This window comes from Paenibacillus sp. B2(2019) (assembly GCF_008370385.1).
Taxonomy (GTDB): domain Bacteria; phylum Bacillota; class Bacilli; order Paenibacillales; family Paenibacillaceae; genus Paenibacillus_AQ.
On record NZ_VTZR01000013.1, the window covers coordinates 53998 to 73949 of the forward strand.

General features: G+C 46.0%; 16 protein-coding genes. 4 read left to right on the forward strand and 12 right to left on the reverse strand.

The window, feature by feature from the left end:
* Positions 1-297: 297 nt before the first annotated feature.
* The 6 genes from PAENI_RS11095 to PAENI_RS11120 form a co-directional block, all read right to left on the reverse strand.
* Positions 298-3312, reverse strand: coding sequence for an efflux RND transporter permease subunit (locus PAENI_RS11095; protein WP_149645284.1), 3015 nt, complete (start codon positions 3310-3312; stop codon positions 298-300).
* Between the two features lie 252 nt (positions 3313-3564).
* Positions 3565-4719, reverse strand: a complete 1155-nt coding sequence (locus tag PAENI_RS11100; protein WP_042192295.1) for a cation:proton antiporter — start codon at positions 4717-4719, stop codon at positions 3565-3567.
* 222 nt (positions 4720-4941) lie between these two features.
* Positions 4942-5265, reverse strand: a complete 324-nt coding sequence (locus PAENI_RS11105; RefSeq protein ID WP_042192298.1) for an L-rhamnose mutarotase — start codon at positions 5263-5265, stop codon at positions 4942-4944.
* Between the two features lie 117 nt (positions 5266-5382).
* Positions 5383-6543: an ABC transporter permease gene (locus PAENI_RS11110; RefSeq protein WP_149645285.1), complete on the reverse strand. Its 1161-nt coding sequence runs from the start codon at positions 6541-6543 to the stop codon at positions 5383-5385.
* Entirely contained in the window at positions 6536-7708 is a 1173-nt protein-coding gene (locus tag PAENI_RS11115; protein WP_149645286.1) for an ABC transporter permease, read from the reverse strand. The genes PAENI_RS11110 and PAENI_RS11115 overlap by 8 nt, the downstream gene beginning before the upstream one ends.
* Positions 7709-7724: 16 nt before the next feature.
* Positions 7725-8660 carry an ABC transporter ATP-binding protein gene (locus PAENI_RS11120; protein WP_149645287.1) on the reverse strand — a complete coding sequence of 312 codons (936 nt, stop codon included), beginning with the start codon at positions 8658-8660 and terminating at the stop codon, positions 7725-7727.
* Between the two features lie 166 nt (positions 8661-8826).
* Here PAENI_RS11120 and PAENI_RS11125 point away from each other — a divergent pair, with 166 nt between their 5' ends.
* Both PAENI_RS11125 and PAENI_RS11130 read left to right on the forward strand, forming a co-directional pair.
* The gene (locus tag PAENI_RS11125) at positions 8827-9984 is read left to right on the forward strand and encodes a sensor histidine kinase (RefSeq protein ID WP_149645288.1); all 1158 of its coding nucleotides are present in this window, start codon (positions 8827-8829) and stop codon (positions 9982-9984) included.
* Positions 9985-10041: 57 nt separating this feature from the next.
* Positions 10042-10695 carry a response regulator transcription factor gene (locus tag PAENI_RS11130; protein WP_149645289.1) on the forward strand — a complete coding sequence of 218 codons (654 nt, stop codon included), beginning with the start codon at positions 10042-10044 and terminating at the stop codon, positions 10693-10695.
* A 48-nt stretch (positions 10696-10743) separates the two neighbouring features.
* Here the strand turns inward: PAENI_RS11130 and PAENI_RS11135 are convergent, their stop codons facing one another.
* The 5 genes from PAENI_RS11135 to ftsE all read right to left on the reverse strand — a co-directional run bounded on the left by PAENI_RS11135 (position 10744) and on the right by ftsE (position 17000).
* Positions 10744-12054: a PDZ domain-containing protein gene (locus PAENI_RS11135; RefSeq protein WP_149645290.1), complete on the reverse strand. Its 1311-nt coding sequence runs from the start codon at positions 12052-12054 to the stop codon at positions 10744-10746.
* Between the two features lie 425 nt (positions 12055-12479).
* Entirely contained in the window at positions 12480-13946 is a 1467-nt protein-coding gene (locus PAENI_RS11140) for a S41 family peptidase (protein ID WP_149645291.1), read from the reverse strand.
* 125 nt (positions 13947-14071) lie between these two features.
* Complete coding sequence (locus PAENI_RS11145; RefSeq protein ID WP_149645292.1) at positions 14072-15379, reverse strand: murein hydrolase activator EnvC family protein; 1308 nt, start codon at positions 15377-15379, stop codon at positions 14072-14074.
* Positions 15380-15409: 30 nt separating this feature from the next.
* Positions 15410-16324, reverse strand: coding sequence for a permease-like cell division protein FtsX (gene ftsX, locus PAENI_RS11150; RefSeq protein WP_149645293.1), 915 nt, complete (start codon positions 16322-16324; stop codon positions 15410-15412).
* Positions 16314-17000: a cell division ATP-binding protein FtsE gene (gene ftsE / locus PAENI_RS11155; RefSeq protein WP_042192319.1), complete on the reverse strand. Its 687-nt coding sequence runs from the start codon at positions 16998-17000 to the stop codon at positions 16314-16316. Before ftsE ends, ftsX begins: the two co-directional genes overlap by 11 nt.
* Positions 17001-17229: 229 nt before the next feature.
* Here ftsE and PAENI_RS11160 point away from each other — a divergent pair, with 229 nt between their 5' ends.
* Positions 17230-18657 carry a VanW family protein gene (locus PAENI_RS11160; protein ID WP_149645294.1) on the forward strand — a complete coding sequence of 476 codons (1428 nt, stop codon included), beginning with the start codon at positions 17230-17232 and terminating at the stop codon, positions 18655-18657.
* A 157-nt stretch (positions 18658-18814) separates the two neighbouring features.
* Positions 18815-19216 carry a CBS domain-containing protein gene (locus tag PAENI_RS11165; RefSeq protein ID WP_149645295.1) on the forward strand — a complete coding sequence of 134 codons (402 nt, stop codon included), beginning with the start codon at positions 18815-18817 and terminating at the stop codon, positions 19214-19216.
* 46 nt (positions 19217-19262) lie between these two features.
* On the opposite strand, the gene PAENI_RS11170 is transcribed toward PAENI_RS11165, so the two are convergent.
* Positions 19263-19865, reverse strand: coding sequence for a DL-endopeptidase inhibitor IseA family protein (locus tag PAENI_RS11170; RefSeq protein WP_188114529.1), 603 nt, complete (start codon positions 19863-19865; stop codon positions 19263-19265).
* Between the last annotated feature and the right edge of the window lie 87 nt (positions 19866-19952).

Below are 19952 nucleotides of genomic sequence, written 5' to 3' on the forward strand. Positions count from 1 at the left end.
ATGTATTCCACAGAAAATATTTATTGTCCCTTCCCTATTTGCTCCTCGCATTATTTATGCTATCCGCCTTATCTTCGTCCCATAGAATATTCTCTATCATCCCTTTCATATTATTTATGCTAAATGCGTTGTATATCGTTGTAAAAATCATTATTTATAAAATCAAAACTTAGATCTCTCGCCCTATCCAAATACGCAAGTAAATTCTCATTTTCTAAATAATAAGGCCCTTCCCAGCATCATTAAAATGTCTGAGAAGGGCCTGTTTCAGTTGTTTATCACTATAACTTTTTGATATTACGCACCATGCGTCGGAGTTTCTACTTTCGCCACGCCTTTGCGCTCCTTAGCCGATTTACGGAAGTAGAACAGCTCGTAAATCGCTGGAACCACAACTAGCGTAAGCAGCGTTGCCGCGGTCAAGCCACCGATGACCACAATCGCCAAGCTTTGCGAGACGATGCTGCCCATCTCGGCATGGCCGAACAGCAGTGGAGTCATGGCACAAATGGTAGCAATAGCCGTCATCAGAATCGGGCGCATCCGTGTTCCTGCCGCTTCCAGAATGGCTTCGCGAATACCCATATGCGTTTCATTCTGCTTAATACGGTCGATAAGCACAATCGCATTCGTGACGACGATACCAATTAGCATCAGAGCCCCGAACAGGGCAGTGAAATCAGGTGTTACGCCGGATACGATCAGTCCAACAATCGCCCCAATCGCAGCCAAAGGCAAGGAGAACATGATTGCCAGCGGAGCACGAAGGGTTTTGAAGGTGAGGACCATGATCAGATACACCAACCCGATGGAGATTAGCGCTGTCATACCAAGGTCAGCGAAATCCTCTGACTGATCAACCGAGGCTCCGCCTGCAAATAGAGTCACACCCTTTGGAAGGGTAAGACTATCGGTTTGCTTTTTAATATCCGCTCCGATTTCAGACACTTTCTTCGGATCCACTTCCGCTGTAATTCTCGCATATGGCTTCCCATCTTTATGGAACAACAGTGCTGGTTCATTCCGAACCTCATAGGTTGCTAGTTGTGACAACGGCTTTGGACCTTCAGCAGTCATGAGCGTCATTGAATTTAAATCTTGCTCCGACTTTGGCTCAGCTATAGGATCTAACACTACTCCTGCAAGTGTACCGTCCAGTTCGATTTGCCCCATAGGGATCGGATTCAGCATAGCCGACAATTGCATGGTAATTTCTTGTGCATTCGTCTGTGCTGGATCTACCTTAAATGTAAAGACAGGTTTGGTATCCTCCATATTGCTACTGACCTTCTGAATACCCTCCACAGTCTTCAACTTATTCGTAACTTCTGCTGCAACAGCAGTAATATCTGTAAGATTATCACCCACGATATCAATATATTCGCTAGTGGAGCTTGAACCCATCATACTCATTTGATTAGCAACAAGTGTTGCCCCAGCGTAGGAATCCTTCACATCACGGACATGATCGATGAAGCCTTGCGCATCCGCACCTTTTTTCATCACAACGGTATAGTCCACTAAGGTCTCCGAGCTGACGGATCCCCACTGGGCCGCATCTGCACTGTTCCCTGATTGCATGATCACCGTTTCCGCTTCAGGCTGTTTCATCAAATCTTGCTCTAACTGCTTTCCTTTTTCTAAAATCTCTTTGACAGGAACATCCTTCGGATAATTCAACTGAACAGAGACATAGCTGGCATCTGAAGCATCAAGCGCGCCTTTTGGCATAGTCACGTAAGCAGCGATGGAGCCAATCAGAAGGAGAAGACCTAGCGATAAAGTTATCCATTTCCGGCGCAGATTCCAATCGAGGAATCGAGTGAACCATTTAGACGGTTCGTGTTCTTTCATTGAAGTTCTTCTCAGCAGCCATGAGCTTAACAGTGGCACTACCGTCAAAGCTACAACGAGTGAAGTAAGCAATGAATACGTGACTGTTAAGGCAAACGGAAGTAGAAACGCCTGTAAACTACCACGCAGAAGACCCATCGGCAGAAATACCGCTACCGTTGCAATCGTAGATGAAGTAATCGCTCTAGCCACTTCCCCAGTTGCGCTTATAATCATTTCACGGGAGAAAGGTTCTTTTTGCAGCCTACGGTAAATGTTCTCAATCACTACGATACTATCATCAACCAAGCGACCGACCGCAACGGCCACACCTCCGAGTGTGATAATATTCAGACTTATGCCGGATATATCAAGCAGATATAAGGTAACCGCTAGTGAAAGCGGAATAGAAACCGCCGTAATCAGTGTTGCCCGCAGGTTGCGTAGAAACAGTAAAATTACGATCGTCGCGAACAGCGCGCCGAGCAATACTTCACGCATCATACTATTCACCGAGGTAACCACCATATCTGATGTGCTGAATACGACCGCTGCCTCTGCATTTGGAATGGTTTTGTTAATATGTGCTACGGTATCCTGTATATGATCTCCGACACTTACTGCATTCGCATTAGCTTCTTTGGTTACTATGGCGAAAAGAACATCTTTCCCATTCGAGCGGCTAACGCTCTCTTGATCTTCCTTCAATTCGACGGCAGCAATATCCTGCAGCTTAACACCCGAGGATACGGGTAGCTTTTTTAGAGTATCGATACTATCAATTGTAGAAACCACATTAACGTTACCTGTCTGACCACCAATCGTCTGCTCTCCAAGAGATGCCGATACATTACGTCCCTGAAGTAACCCTAGTACTTGAGGTGTCGTAATTCCTTTCTCAGCCATTAATTTTGGATCTAGCTTCACTCGCACTTGCGGAGTTACTTTCCCATATAAGGCGACGTTGGCTACACCTTCTGCTTGTTGCATCTCTGGAATGATCGTTTCTTCCGCAAGCTTAAGGTTTTCTTTAGTCAGACCTTCGTCAAACGAAAGGGTTACCTGCGACACGGGAATCATGGAAGTATTCAGTTGAAGTACAAAAGGAGCCATCACACCTTCAGGGAACTGCAACGAATCTACAACCTTTTGCACCTCCCCAGCTGCATCCTTCATATTTGTTTTTGAGTCATAAAAAATATTCACCTGTGCGTATCCGTCTCCGGAAGTGGACAGTATTTCTTTCTTTCCCTTTACAAAAGCGGCCCCAGCCTCAATCGGCTTCGTAACCTTCGTCTCCATTGCATGGGCATCTTGACCCGGACCGAGCACCGTTACAGTCACTTGTGGATTATCTGCCTCTGGCATAAATTCCATCGGTAGCGAAGTGTAGCTCAGCCCTCCCACTACAAGCGCCATTACCACTAAAAGCCCTACCGCCGCCTTGTTACCGAACGACCATTTGGTTAACCATTTCATTATCGTTTCCCCTTCCACCCCGTATATTTCTGGTACTCCTCTTATGACTGCCCCATTATGTATTATTTTCCATCCCGAGATTTAGTTTAGACATTTTTGGTCGAAGTCAAAACAGCCCTACGGCTGGTTTTATACTCAGTCTTAAGACCGGGGGCTTTCTCCTTCCGAAGGATAGGGAATTAGAGCAAACAAAAAAAGAGCACCCCAAAAGCCATGTAAAATGGCTTTCGAGACACCCTTTTGCTATGATTATTATTTTTGTTTAGCGCGCACTGGATCGCGGAACATATATTTTAAGAGTGGTGGTGTTACAAGTGTAGTTACAATGACAACAATAATTACGGAAGTAAAATACTGCTGCTGCAACAATCCGCTTTGCAGACCTGTTGCCGCGATGATCAATGCAACCTCCCCCCGCGAAATCATCCCTGAACCAATAATAAGCGACGAATGGTTATTAAATCCTGTAAGACGCGCACCCAGACCACCGCCGAACAACTTGGTCAGAATGGCAATCACCGTCAACAAGAGGACGAATCCTAGTTGACTGCCAACCCCTTCAAAGGAAACATTAAGTCCGATACTGACAAAGAAGACCGGCACAAAAATCGAATAGGCAATAGGCTCAAGCTTAGATTCCACAGTGTGCTTAAAGGAGGTTTGTGAAATAGCAATCCCAGCTGCAAAAGCACCGATGATGCCTGCCATCCCCATAATTTCAGCAAAATACGCGAACGCAAAGCAAATCATTAGCGCCGCTGCGATAACAGCCTCTGTCACCTTTAACGGAGCCATCCATTTCATAACCCGCGGCACAACGAACCAACCCACAACAAGCGCTACAGCGAAGAACAACACTTTTTTCGTAATTAAAAGACCAATGGACACTGATTCTCCTGTGCCGAAAAAGCTCATTAATACAGCGAGCAAAATAACAACCAGAATATCATCGACTACAGCGGCTCCCAGAATGGTAGAACCTTCACGTGTATTCAACTTATTCATATCCTTCAGTACCTGGACCGATATACTGACCGATGTTGCACTAAGAATGACACCCATAAACATAGCATTATGATAAGCAAAACCAAACATTTCTCCGATGGCGAATCCACCTAGAAAAGGTAAAATAATACCTCCGACGGCTACTGCGAAAGCTGACTTCCAGTTCTTGCGCAGTTGATCCAGATCAGTCTCAAGCCCTGCTATAAACATTAACAATAGAACACCGATCTCCGAAAAATAATGAATAAACTCTCCATTTTGAATCCAACCCAGTACCGCAGGACCTAGTATAATACCGACAATTAACTTACCCAGTACCGACGGTTGTCCCAGTCGTACAGATAAATCACCAGCTAGCTTGGTGAATAGTATAATCAGCATAAGATATAGAACAAACTCCATGTTTCATCCACTCCCTTGTTGTATATAAGAACTGCCAACCAGGGACATCTCCAAGCCAAAAAAAGACAAAGAGGAGCCCTTGTTGACAGGCTCCTCCAAAAAACAAAAAATTATTCAATTAAACAATATTAAATATATTATAACCGTAATATAAAAGACTGTAAACAAAATACGCCGATATTTTACCTTATGCAAATTTTAGTTAATAAAGAATCAGCTTCACTATTTTAGATAGAACACTTCACGTAAAGGCAACATCGGCACCTCATCATTGAAATCAAATGACCCTTCAACCATCTTTGAAGTAATGGCATTCCATCGGTTGCAGGCGTCACTTTTAGCAATGTAATCGAAAGCCGCTTCCGTATCCTCACATTCAAAGCAATAAAAAAATTGATTACCATTCTGAAAGATAGAGTAGTTAGAAATACCAGCCTTACTGTGCTCCTCCAAAACTTCTGGCCAAGGATTTAAATGCATCGCTACATACTCTTCCAGACATTCTTCCTTCACCCGCCATGTCCAAGCCAATTTATTGCTGCTCATCTGTTCATCCTCCTAGAAATGTCCTCTATTGCACATAATAAGAATCAAATACATTTGATACCTATTATTGTACCTGAAGGTAACAGCCCAAGCTATGAATATCTAGTCTTATGCTTTCTAAGCATTAATTCCCGCTTCACTTGGGCGGAGAATGGCAGAACCAATCGCCAGTAGCACAGCAGCCATAAGACCTAAGATGGCAAAGGGTAACCACAACTCATTCCAGCCCCCACCGGTTGCAGCGATGTCGACCGCTTGGATGGCCCATTTTTGCGGAACAAAGTTAGCCGCCTTCTGCATATAGTCCGGCATAATGGATAAAGGCCAAAAGCAGCCGCCAAGCATACAAGTCGGTGTGATAATAAGGGAATTCAGCATACCAGCATTATTAGGATTACGAATTAATCCTGCCACTGTACTCGCGATCCCCATAGACACCAGCATAAATGCCGCAAGAACAAGGAAATATAGATAGATTGGAACTTCATAATCATAGTGCAGCACCCAGCGACCTAAGGCGAGCACTACCACGATCTGAATCAGTCCGACCATGAAGCTACCCAGAAAATTACCAATAGCAATCTCGTAAGAACGAACCGGAGCACTGAACATTCGCATCATGGTCCGGCCTTTCCGATCATCCATAATCAGAGACACAGAGCTCGTGACCAGGCTCATGAGAAACATTAGCGTTAAGCCCGTAACGACACCCAGTCCCTCCCGAGGATATAGATTATAATCAGTTCGAATGCTGCCTATACTGTGCTGTTCCGCTCTTTGCATAACCGTAGTGAACTGTGCGTCAACGTCGCTAGATCCGTTATTAACTGCCCCTATGATCGCGGCCGTACTCCTCATTTCATCAGCAATTGCGCTCGCTTTTAATTTAATCATAACGGAAGTTTCATTCGTCTTCAGCTCATACACACTAATTTGTGGTTCTTCTCCAGCAAGTAGTGCCGAAGTGAAGCCTGCTGGAATTAGAATCCCCGCTTCTCCATTCTGATCGACTACGCCTTCTCTTAAAGCAGTCTCGTCAGTCTTTTCTACAAATTTATATTCTCCGGAATTTTTTAGTTCAGTGAGCAAATGCTTACCTGCTGCCCCGTTATCCATATTCGAATACAGCACAACAGCTAGGTTCTCTCCCATCGTTCCAGTAACGGAAACAATACCTGCAAGTACAATACAAGGAAGCAGAATATAGATGAGCACCCCCTTCCTAGTACCAATGGTTCGTTTCACCATGTTCCAGGCAATCGTTAAGATTTTATCCATGATAACCCACCTTCCGGTACGAAATAGCCGCTGCACTGAACAACACTAGGCAGATCAGCGATAACACTCCCAAATTCGGCATGATTTGCGATACATCGGCATGTAACATCATTTTCAGAATAGCCTGCATTGCCCAATGATTAATCGTAAACGTCCCTATAGAGTTCACCCACGATTCTGGAAGTGGTGCCATTCCCCCGCTAATGAAGGTCATGCTTACAGTGAGTACCGTAACCACACTTCTTGCGCTTGCTCCAGTCTTGCTGAACATAGAAATAACGATAGATAAGGTCATTGAAGCCACAATCATCAGCAGGCAAAATAGTAGTAACAAGCCGGGGCGATTCCCCCAATTCACACCGAACAGCACATTCGTCAGAATAATAATCGCTGCGCACTGTACTATACTTACAACACCCACACCAAGCATTTTGCCAATAAACAGTTCTGAGCCTTTGACTGGCATTGAATTTATCCGGAAAAGGGTATGATTTTCTTTTTCATTAAAAAGAGAAGTACATACCGTCAAGCCGCTATACAGCAAAAACATCAGCATCATGGATACCGCATAGAACTGGGAAGAAGTATATGAATATCCTCCCTCGCTCAGTTCTCCAAGCTTTACGGAAGGCTCATTACTGATGGAACTAGGTGCCATAACGTTCAAAGCTTCTGGACCCAGTGTCATCGCCACAGACTGTTTATAATTAAGATTCCTCAGAAAATTATCGAAGACCGTCCCTGCCACCCTGTTATCTGTACTTTTTTGGCCCAGTATAAATTCAAGCTGTGCGGCTTCACCGCTCTGTACCTTACTATCAAAGCCTGGAGGAACAACAACCGCATAACCATATTTTCCTGTTCGCAGACCGCTTTCTGCCGCCTCTCGACTACCCACCATAACCGGAGTAATGATATCCTTAAGCTCTGTTGACTTCAAAAAGCCATCCATCATCGCCGAGCTCTCATAGCCCTCACCAGAAAGATTAACAACAGCCACTCGCACAACATCAATAGTAGTGGAGCCTTTGTCACCAACGACACCGGAGAGCGAAGCACCTAAGAGAAAGATCAATAACAGGGGCAGCAAAAACATATTTAATATCATAGAACGTGAGCTAAATAGTCTTCGTAGCTCATAGATCATAATCGTCCAAGTATTCATCAGAATAATCCCCCCTTTAATCTCTTAAGGTCCTTCCGGTCAAGTTTAGAAACAACGTCTCCAGATCAGGTTCTTCAATATTTAGCGAGCCGATAATCCCCTTATGCTTGGCAAAAATAAAAAGGATGTCCTGTAGCTCCCCTTGTGAAGAAGGCAGATGCAGCTCGACTACTTCATCCTTTGCTTCTACGCGTCTAATTCTAGGGTGAAGCGTCAGCTCCTGAACAAGCTCCGGTGTGATATTAGCAGCTTTAATGACGATTTTTTCTTCCTTGGCAACGCGTTCTCGCAGTTCTTTTTCCGTACCGCAAGCAATGATATGCCCTTTATCCATAATGGCTACCCGATCGCAAATGGCCGCAACCTCCTCCATATAGTGACTGGTATAAATAATCGTTGATCCGAGTCGATTGAGCTCTTTAACCGATTCAAGGATATGATTACGAGATTGCGGATCAATCCCCACGGTAGGTTCATCCATAATAATCAGCTTGGGACGATGCATAATAGCGCAGGCAATGTTCAGACGTCTCTTCATCCCTCCGGAGAAGGTTGAGGGCTTCTCTTTAGCACGGTCGCTAAGGCCTGTGAACGTAAGAGCTTCTTCTACCCGTTCCTTCAAGAGCTTGCCACGCAAACCATACAATCTTCCGAAAAAGGTAACGTTATCCGCCGCTGTCATCGTGTCGTATAAGGCTAATTCCTGTGGAACCAAACCAATTCTTTTCTTCACCTCAAGTGATTTCGAGGACACGGGCAGACCGTCGATAACAATGTCTCCCCCGTCAATCTTAAGCAAGCCGCAGATCATACTGATCGTTGTACTTTTACCCGCTCCGTTCGGGCCTAGCAAGCCAAAGATTTCTCCTTCTTCTATCGTCATGTTCACATGATCTACTGTTAATTTACCTTCATATCGTTTCACCACATCGGTTAATACGGCGATTGCCATCTTTTCATCGCTCCTGTCTTTGCGCTTCTATATTTACAATTTTAGCTTAAAGGGATTGACCACGGAGGTACGAAAAGTCATCTTTTGAAGGTGACTTAAGTCATCTCCTGAAGAAGTAGGCGAATATGCTAAGATTAGAAGAAACTCTATAAAGGATGTCTTAGGTGTGACTAGAGAACTGACCCTATTGCGATACCTACTCATCATAATTCCTGCTTGTATTAGCATTTACATCTACCCATATGCCGACTATGGAATCTTCACGTTGCATATTCTGATGCTTCTATTCCTTGCGGTCATGGTGCCAAAGCTACCCAGTTCCTTTCATGCCTTAATAAGCATTGTGGAAATACTGTTCACTGCCTGGTTATGTTACCAGTACGGCAGCATAATGATTTTCCCGGCCATTTCAGCATTACTTTATTATTCTAGACTTCAGCCCCAAGCAGTACCTCTCGTGTTTACGGTTGTGCATCTGATTACCTTGAACATAGCGCTCTGGGATTCTCCAAAGCTTATAATCACATTCATCAATATTACTTTTCTGCTCATCGCCTATCTCAACGAATTGTTACAGAGGGCGGGTCGGGGCCGTGAGAACACCCTCAATCTTTACGATGAGCTGCGAAAAAAGCATTTCGAGCTGGATGAAGCCCGCAACCGACTGCTGGAGTTTAACGCCCAAATAGAAGATGCAGCCCAGTCCAAAGAACGGGTTCGCATCTCCCGCCAGCTCCATGATGATATCGGCCACCGCCTCATCCGCATTAAAATGATGATGGAAGCCGCGCTACTCACCTTACCCACCTCCCCTGAAAGCGGAATGCAGATGATGGAGCTCATTCGAGATCAATTGTCAGCCAGCATGGACGATATGCGCTCTGCAGTGAAGCGTATCAACTATACGCCACAATTAGAGGGAGCTTATGCGTTAGACCGTCTGCTAGAAGAGATCGGCCGCGATACGGGAATCGAGACCTCATACCAAGTGCACGGGATACCTTACCCGCTATATCCTAGTATTCAGGTGATCTTGTATAAGAACGCCCGAGAAGCCATAACCAATGCCCTACGTCACGGAAATGCAACTGCGATTTCGATTAAAGTCGACTTTAGTGATACTGGAGTTACGATGGAGGTCAGCAACAACGGGACGCTTCCCGAAGGCAATAAACTAACCAAACTGCCGGAAAGTGGAGGGGTCGGGATGAAAGGAATGTTCGAACGAACACATCTGATCGGCGGAACCTTGGAATGGCGGCAGGAGCCTCAATTCACCATTGTTACGCGGTTGCCCATTTATAAGCAGGGAGAGATTGTATAGGCAACGTAGGACTTGAAGCAAAAAAGAAATCTATATTATGAAGAAGGAGCTACGCTAATGATTAAGGTGATGATTGTAGATGACGATCCTTTTATTCGTCAAAGTCTGCAAGTACTGATAGGGATGGACCCCGATATTGAAGTGATCGGAGCTGCAAGTGACGGAAACGAGGCCTTGAATTTGCTCCAAGCGGGAGATATGGCGGATGTGATTCTGATGGATATTCGGATGCCAGGCTGCGGTGGTGTTGAAGGGACAGAGAAAATTAAGCAGGCTTTTCCTCAGGTTTCGATACTGATGCTAACTACCTTCGATGACGATGAGTATATCATTGAGGCGCTGCGGAACGGTGCCAGTGGATATTTACTCAAAAACATACCGCCTGACCGTATCATACAAGGTGTCAAAACAGTTAATGAAGGCAACATGCTAATCCACCCTGATATCGCGCGCAAACTAACCACCTTTCTACAGCCCGCGGCCCGTCCTGAATCTCCACAGGTACAGCCACTGGAATCTTTCGGACTGACCAAAATGGAATTGGCCGTTGTCGCCTCAATCGCTGAGGGGCATACCAACAAAGAAATCGCCGGACAGTTGTTTCTTAGCGAGGGTACAGTCAAAAATTACATAACGGATATTCTAAGTAAATTAGAGCTGCGAGATCGTACGCAAATCGCTATTTTCTATTTGAAGGGTGGGCGTGGATAGGAGTTCTACAAAAAAGCCCGGACTCGAATTCCAGAGTCCGGGCTTTAGTTATCCTTCCGCCGATTCCTTGTTGGCTTCAGCGGCTTTGTTCCGTTTGAGTCGGCCGTTCGGAAGATTCCGGCTGCGAGTACCTGTCTTCATTGCGATGATGCTGAAGATGCTGGATGGCTTCGCCTCCGCAGTAACCGCTCCATCTGTCTCCGGTACCAGAATGATGCCGAGCTGATGATGGTCCCCGTCGTAGATCGGGCTCTGAAGGTATTTGCTCTCCCCTTCACGGTTCTGCACCTCCAGCTTGCAGAACGCTGGATTCATGCGCAGCGCCTCATGTAGCTGCGCGGCATCGGTCAACAGGACCCCGTTGACCTTCAGTAAAATCTCGCCGGGCAGAATGCCCAGCTCCTGTCCGGGACTGCCCGGCAGCACGGCCAGCACCTTGCGGCCGCGCGGTGGATGCACGAAGATGGGGCTGATGCTGCGCTCCTCCAGAGCGCTGTACCAGCTTAACCCTTCGTGCAGCACTATCGCTGCGAGCGCCGCGAGCAGGGTCAGCGGGCTCCACCAAGCGGCAAGCAGGCTTAAGCCGAGCAGGACGATGCTGTACATCAGCAGCCGTCCTGAAGTGCGGGCCGCCTTGCGCACGGGCAGCATGCCCTGCGTCATCTCGCTGAAGCCGATGATGACGGGCAAAGAGACAATGCCAAGCCCGCCGCCCAGCAGCGGCTGCCATGGCAGATCCGTTCCTGCGCCCGAAGGGATCAGCAGGAACAGCGGCAGCGGCCAGAAAGCCTGCAGCTGATAGCCGCCGACAACCATGCCGCGCTTGCCTTTCAAGAAGAGGGGCGTCGCAAGCTTCGCCCCTTGCCAGCGGGCTAGCAGCGCCTCCGCCATGTGCAGTAGCGCAGCTAGCACTAGCAATGCGGGAATATCCATCTCCCGTATGGCTGTTGTAATATTCCCGACCGTTCCGCTATGTAAGGCATCCGGAAAGAAAGACAGTACAAATTGAATCACGCCTAGCAGACCTATAGAATAAGCGAAGCACAAATACCGCACACGCAATAGCGACAACAGAATACTAACTACCCAAATGCAGGCCACAGCTGTACCTGATAAGGATACCCCTAACAATATGGCTGCAATAGAAACCACTAGTCCCATTACCAGCCCGCTCCACACCGTTCGCCACGTTTCTTGACCCCAGCTATGTAACTTCACATGAATTAGCTTACGTTCTAATGCCACCTGCCGACGGTAATACAACGCAATAAATATAATAGCAATATAGTAATATGGCTGGATCAATAAGTGTAAGAACGCAGTGCCCAAGCTTCCTAACCATTCCTGAATCACATTCAAACTGTTCGTCACACTCCTTCCTACTCTACAAATAAACTTTCATGAACCCCTGTTCACATACCAGAGTGAAAATGTTCATCCCTCTTATTCATTCATACCATTCACTTTGGCTAGACTATAGAAAGCCTGTAAAAGTGCAGCATTTTGTACAGATATCCTCTTCATTAAGCGCGAATACTGCAAATGTACAGGAATAACTTCACTTATAGCTCGAAAGCTCCTCATGGAGCAAGTATTACTGCAGATTCGTAGGAATTATTGTTTCGGCCATTCTCGTACCATAAAAAAAATGTATTATTGCAGGTTTATTCGGCGGTTATCCTTACTAATTAGTCAACCATCAGCAGCTTTGAACTACACCGTGTGCGCTATACCCTCGAACGATTAAATATATCTAGAAAAAAAGAAGGCTGAATTCAGCCTTCTTACTTTTTCGACGCTGCCGCCTTAATTTCCTTCTGAATTTCAGCAATCCCTCTATTCCGTTGGTTGTCGTTGGCAGGGTCCTGGATCACTTTGATCAGTGCCACCTCCAGCGCCTCCGCAGTCTTGGCATCAATCATGCCTGTGACTTGAAGTTTCGCTTCACTCTGGAATTTCTTCACTGCATTCTTAGTGCCAGTATCGAAATAGCCATCTTTGCGACCAGGCTTGTAGCCTAAGCCATCCAGCATCGTCTGTGCACTCTTTACATCACCGTTGTTCATGTTATATTGCAGCGTCACGCTCTTGTTAATCGGAGCCACTGAGAAGTAATCCGGCTGCGCTACTGCGATATCCGGTTTGATTCCCTTTCCGTGGATCCATGTGCCGTCCGGTGTAAGCCATTTAGCAATGGTAACCTTCAGCAAGCTGCCATCTCCAAGCTGTTTATCAAAGCTTGTCTGCACCGTGCCTTTACCAAATGAATTATCACCAATTAGCTTGGCTCCCGCTGACTGCTGCAAGGCACCCGCCAATATTTCCGAGGCGCTCGCGCTACCTTTATTCATTAGTACTACCACTGGATAAGCCTTGCTCGACCCCTTGGAGGTGCTAACTTCGCGTTTTTTATCTTTGTATTCAATTTGAACTATGTTTTTACCAGCTGGAACGAACTCTTCAGCCATCTCAATAACAATCGGGAGGACACCGCCCGGATCATTACGGACATCGATGACCAATCCCTTCATGCCTTGCTTCTCTAGCTTCCCAATCTCTTCCTTGAATCGTTCTGCGGTATTTAGGGAGAACTGAGTGACCTCGATTACCCCTACTCCGTCTTTTTCCATGGTTGAGTAGACCGTCTCAAGCTTTACATCATCCCGAGTCAGAGCGAACTCCAGAGGCTCTACAGAGCCGGAACGTTGTATTTTCAAAGTAGCCTTACTACCCTTAGGTCCACGTATCTTCGCAACAGCGGCATTTAGATCCATGCCTTCCAGCGATTCTCCGTTAACGGATAGAATGATATCTTTGGCCTGAATTCCTGCTTTTTCAGCAGGTGAACCCTTGATTGGGGAGACCACGACTACTTTACCGTTATCCGAAGAGACTTCTGCACCGATACCTGAAAAGGAGCCCTCAATGCTCTCTTCAAATTTCTCAGCAGTTTCTTTACCCATATAGTTGGAATAGGGATCGCCTAGCGCTTCCATCATACCGTTGACAGCACCATCTATCAGCTTCTCCCGATCTACCGTCTCGTAGTAATTGCTCTCAATCAAACTGAGGGCAGTCCCAAGCTTCTGGGATTCCTTCTGCTGTAGACCTGCAACCTGCAACGCAGAGGCTAATCCTTGTCCTGCAGCTTGTCCAAAGACATGAGTATAACCCGTCACGCCCAAGGTTACTAAACTACCGCATAGCAGGGCGGCGATAATCATAAACGCCGCGGTGCTTTTTTTTAACATGATGTTCCCACCGTCCCTTCTTGTCCATCTTGTAAACAACATCCTAAGTCCGTCCTGAAAGGTACGGTATCTCTTCCAGTATATGCCGTACAATCAAATAATATGAGTTATAAGTTCGCTAAAAATTAGAGATAAGGCATAGGATTCACTGTCTTACCATCAATCCGCACTTCAAAATGAAGGTGAGGACCCGTTGAATTACCTGTGGAACCAGATTCAGCAATCACATCTCCGCGATTAACTTTATCCCCAGAACTAACCCTAATACCGCCTTTGCGTATATGTCCGTAGAGGGTCCAAACCCCGCCTCCATGATCAATAATTACACAATAACCATAGCCGCTATACCATTCAGCTACGATTACTGTTCCAGAATCAGCTGCATGAATACTGGTTCCTTGTGGAACCGCAAAGTCGACCCCGGTGTGTACTTTACCCCTCTCACCTGTGATCGGATGTGTCCGTGGTCCATAAGAGGACGAGATCCTTGCGGATCCTACAGGAAGTAGAAACGGTCCATCTCCGCCTGAATATCCCGTTTCACTAGAGCTGGAGCTAGAACTACTGCTTCCCTTACTAGCTGCAGCTGCAGCCTTTTTGGCAGCCGCCGCAGCTCTACGAGCCGCTTCCGCCTTAGCCGCTGCTGCTCTGCGAGCGGCTTCCTCTGCCTTAATCTTATCCTTTTGCGTTTCCAGCGCAGAGCGTTCGCTTGCCAGTTTGACCAGCTTTTCATCCTGCTCTTCACTTAAATCATCACTTTCTTGAATTTGCTTATCATAGAATGCGATAAGCTCCTGCTTCTCGGCTTCTTTCTCCTTCAGCAGACTTCTCTGTTGCTCCAAAGAAGTGTACAGCTGCTTGGCCTGAGCATATTGTCCTTCGAGCTCCTGTTTCTTTTCTATAACCGTCTGCTTGTCCAGCTTATGTTGCACTAGCAGCTCCTGATCCTGATCCACGATCATCTTAAGTGAATCCGCGCGGTCCAGAAAATCAGCGAAGCTTGTCGATGAGAGCAAAACATCCAGGTAAGAAACCGCTCCATCGGTATACATTAGCCGAACACGGGATCCTAAGACTTCCTCTCTGGAGGTAACCCGTGCTTCTGCTTTATCCAGTTCCGTTGCCGTAACATTCAGAGATTGTTCTGTATCGGAAATTTGGGTAGAGATTTCGGTCATTTTGCCCTTAACTTGATCCACTTGCTGTAAGACATACTGCAGATTGAGATTCGTCTTATTCTTATAATGCTGTGCTTCCTGCGTTTGGGACGCCGCTTTCTCCTGCTGCGCCTTAGCTTCCTGCACCTCTTTTTGCAGCTGTTTTAGCTGCTTGTCGATTTCGGCAACACTTGTTTTTTTGGCATATCCATCAGAGGGCTGGAATATAGTGACAGCTAGTAACATTACGGCTAGTCCGGCAGCAATCTTCTTCAACTCGCACTCCCCATCCTTCACTTTTTAATATTAAACTTTCAAGAACCTACGAATAGAAACCGTACTTCCCCAGACGCCGATCAACACGCCGAGTCCAACTAGTACACCGACGACCAGCATCCAAATACTATCGAACGGAATTAGCTGCAATTGGAGCATAGGATCTCCCTGTACGGTCGATTCCAAAGTGCTGTAACCCAAATACAAGACAACGGAGGTAATGAGCGATCCGATCAGACCGATCAATGCCCCTTCTATAAAGAAAGGCCAGCGAATAAAATAATTTGTCGCGCCTACGAGCTTCATAATGCCAATCTCCTTACGACGAGCAAGTATCGTAACCCGAATCGTATTAGAGATGAGGAACATAGACATGAGCCCCAGACCTGCTACAAAAATAAAACCAATGTTTCGTACAGCGCGTGTTATTTTGAACAAGGTTTCTATCGAGCCCTTGCCATATTTCACTTTGTAAATGGGCTGATCAGTATGTGTCTTGTTGAGTGCTTCAATCTTCTCAGCCACAAATGATACCGTAGTAGGTTCGACAACTTCTACCTTAAGCGTATCTGGGAGAGGGTTATTGTCTTCATCGAACCCTTCCAGAAGCTCAGCCGCGTCCTCACCCATATCTGCACGGAGATCTTTAAGTCCTTGATCCTTGGAGATGAACGTAATCTTGCTGACCTCCGGCATATTGCCAATTTCAGTCTGCAAAGTCTCACGCAACTTCTGATCTACATTTAGTGCCAAATGCACATTAATCTGTACCTGGCTGTCTGCCTCATCCGCTACAGCATTCACATTAAGAACAAGAAGAATAAATACACCTAGGACAAAAAGAGAGACGACGATGGAAGTGATCGAAGCAATCGACATCCAGCCATTACGGAATACGCTTTTGAAGCCTTCCCGCAAGTGTCGCAAGAAGGTCTTAAAACTCATAGCCATATTCCCCTCTCGCCTGGTCTCTCACAATGTTTCCGTTCTCAATCGCAAGCACCCGCTTGCGCATTTTATTCACGATATCTCTATTATGGGTAGCCATTACAATTGTTGTTCCACGAAAATTAATTTCGTCCAGCAGCTGCATAATGCCCCATGAAGTCTCAGGGTCCAAGTTACCTGTAGGCTCGTCCGCAATAATAACAGATGGGTTATTAACAATAGCCCGAGCAATTGCAATACGCTGCTGTTCTCCACCTGAGAGCTGTGAGGGCTCACGATTTGCTTTATTTTTGAGTCCAACCAGATCGAGAACTTCATTCACACGTTTCTTGATGACCTTCTTCGGGGCTTCAATAACTTCCATGGCAAAAGCAATATTCTCATACGCTGTCATCCTTGGTAATAACCGAAAGTCTTGAAACACAACGCCGATATTACGGCGCACATATGGGATTTTACGTTGTTTAAGCTTCCCTATGTTAAAGCCTCCCACAGAAATTTGACCTTTAGTTGGCACTTCTTCTCTATAAATCAATTTCATAAAAGTAGATTTACCCGCGCCGGATGGACCGACAACATACACAAATTCATTGCGGTCAATTTTTACTGAAACTCCTTGCAGTGCGTGAGTTCCGTTAGGGTACGTCTTCCATACATCTTGCATTTCAATCATTTTCTCACTTCCCAATTATGACATTTTCCACTTGTGTGAATCGACAGGGTACAGCTTAAGTTTCCATAAACTTCAATATTTCCGCAATGTATCTATTGTAACAAATCTGTAACCGATTGAGTACCCCGTAACTGCCCCACTATTCGAAAGTTTTGTAATGTCTGTACATATACATATAAAAAGCACCTACTGTGCCGCTCGCAGAAGCCATTCAGGAAGGAGATTATTCATGAAAAAAATCCATCTTACCCTCATAATAGTCATTGCACTCATTCTTATCGGCTCATTAATCTATGGGGGACTTCAACTATATGGCCATAAAAACACGCTCCCAAAAGGTACAACCCTTGCCGGATGGGAAGTGGGCGGGCTGAATATCTCAGAGGTACGTTCCGAACTGGAGAAAAAGCTACAGGCCCTTGAATCTATCCCCCTTGTGTTGCAGGTCGAAGGGAATTCTGAGCTTACCCTCAAGCTTAAACAAGCTGGAATGACCTATGAAGCCGCTGCTTTTGAGCAAGGTCTACAAGATCTTACGGAAGGGAGGCTATGGGATCGTGTAAAAGCCCGCTACAGCTTCCCCCAGAATTGGAGTCTTGAAGCCCATCTGGATATTGCTCAATTACAGACCATCCTAAGTCCCGCTTGGGAGAGAGAATCCTTCGGTGATCCAGTAGATGCTACGCGGCGAATTACCGGGGATGATCGTGTAGTGTATACGTCCGAGAAGACTTCCCTTGAGGTAGACTGGACAGGAATGGTGACCTCACTATGGGCCGCTGCCCCCACTCGTTTTAGTCGACTACTCTCGCTGCAAGAGAAGGGAATTACTTTGGAAGTTCCATTAACCATATTACAACCGGACATCACTCTAAATGCTCTAAAGGAGCAAGGCATTGAGCGAAAAATCATGCAATTCAGCACCTCTCTCGGAGCAAGTGGACCTGGCCGAATCTACAACGTCGAATCAGCAGCCAAAGCTGTGAACGGAACCGTGCTCCCACCTGGAGCCGTTTTCGACTATGGCAAAGCTATTGAAAAAGCAAAAATAGAATACGGCTTCCGCGAAGCACCAGTCATTGTGAACGGTAAGCTACAAGCCGGCGTCGGCGGCGGAATCTGCCAAGTTTCCAGTACGCTGTACAATGCCGCTTTGCGCACCGGACTGGAGATTGTGGAGCGCCGCAATCACTCCTTGCCGGTCAACTATCTACCCAAAGGCCAGGATGCCACCTTTGCTGAAGGCTATATCAACTTCCGTTTTCGCAATACGACTGGCAAATATCTAGTCATTAAAGCTGCTGTGCAAGGTCGATCACTATCGATCAAGCTCTTCGGTACTTTTCCGAAAAATGTTACATATAAGGTCCACTCACAAATCGTAGAGGTGCTGCCTCCAGTCGACAAGTACGTAAACGACCCTTCCCTCCCCCGTGGAGGCTCACGCGTTATACAAAATGGGAAGACCGGATATGTTGTTGAGACTTACAGCACCCGGTTTGTTGACGGTAAATCCACTGAGGTAAAGAAATTATCACGTGACGTGTATTACGCACAAAAACGATTAATCGCCATCAATCGTGGAGGCGTAAGCAAATCTGTTATTCCAGAAGCACCTAGAAAGCAGTTGGTAGAGGATGGCGTTCGAAGTGAATAGATTACCTACAAAAAAAAAAAAAACGGTCAGACCTCGTGAGGTTCTGACCGTTTTTGCTTGTGCATCTATTTTACCTGTAGATGACCTTTCTCGCCTTTAAAATTTACGATTCGGGGGTACATTAGAAATAGATCTATAATCAGAAAGGATGAACACCATGTCAACAGCTCTTGTAAATGTTCTCTCTAATATTGTCCGCAGTGCACCTGCTATTTTTGCCTCACGTACTTGCAGAGAAGCCCTTCGCGTAATGTTCCAGCACCCAGAATCCAAATGCATCATCGTCTGTAACGCCACGAATGAACCGCTTGGATTGTTAATGTGCGACCGTTTCTTTTTAAAAGCCACCGGAAGATCAGGAGTAGATCTGTTCTACAAAGAACCTGCCATGAAGCTCATGAACAAAACGCCACTCATTTTTGATATCTCCACTCCACTTGAATCCGTATTAGCTACTGCTATGAGCCGCCCAGATCCTATGAAGAATGACTGTGTCATCATTACCCGTAAAGGCAAATTCGCAGGTGTTGTCTATATCTCTGACCTGAAGCGCAGTTAGTTCATAGCCCCTGCCATCATCTTTCCTCTAATACCTTCCCCTTTCCTCAGAAAAGAATATCCGGTGACGTGTCGATTCTCCAGTATCCCTCCACTTTCTTCAGCTTCACATACACCGACTCACTGCTTTCCTGCGCACCTGGATAAGGAACAGTCAGTTCAAATTCAGCGGTTGTCGCAGTTTTAGAGAGCATGCGGGCGGTGGCTTTTTCATACATTAATAAATTGCCCACATCTGCATTAACCTGCGACATTCTTCCGTTATACTCCAAAAATTGAGTCTGCACATAATATGCCGCTGCATTGTGAGTGTAGGCTTTTTTTATGTAATTCATCAGCTTCGTCTTTGTGCCAATGTCACTGGAAAGATAACGGTACTCCTGCGCTCTATACGTGAAGGTTTCTATCGGGAAGATATTCCCGCCTCGATTACTATAGAAATAAAGAGCTCTTGCATGGACTACGAGCGGTATGATGCTCTTCACCGTCAAATTATTGATGGTAGCAGGGCCCTCTTTCCCAGGCGCAGACACAGCCACCTTCTTGATTTCCGTACTTCCTGCTGACGGTGAAGCTGCCATAGCTCCTCCACTTGCTGAGATCAGGCCTATGGAAAGGGCCAACGAACCAATCATCCACTTTTTGTTCATTCGTAATTCCTCCTTTGTCATCTGAAAAATACAGGCGATAGCCACTGTTCCAGCTTATGCACCCCGCAAGCTAAAATACCCAATAAA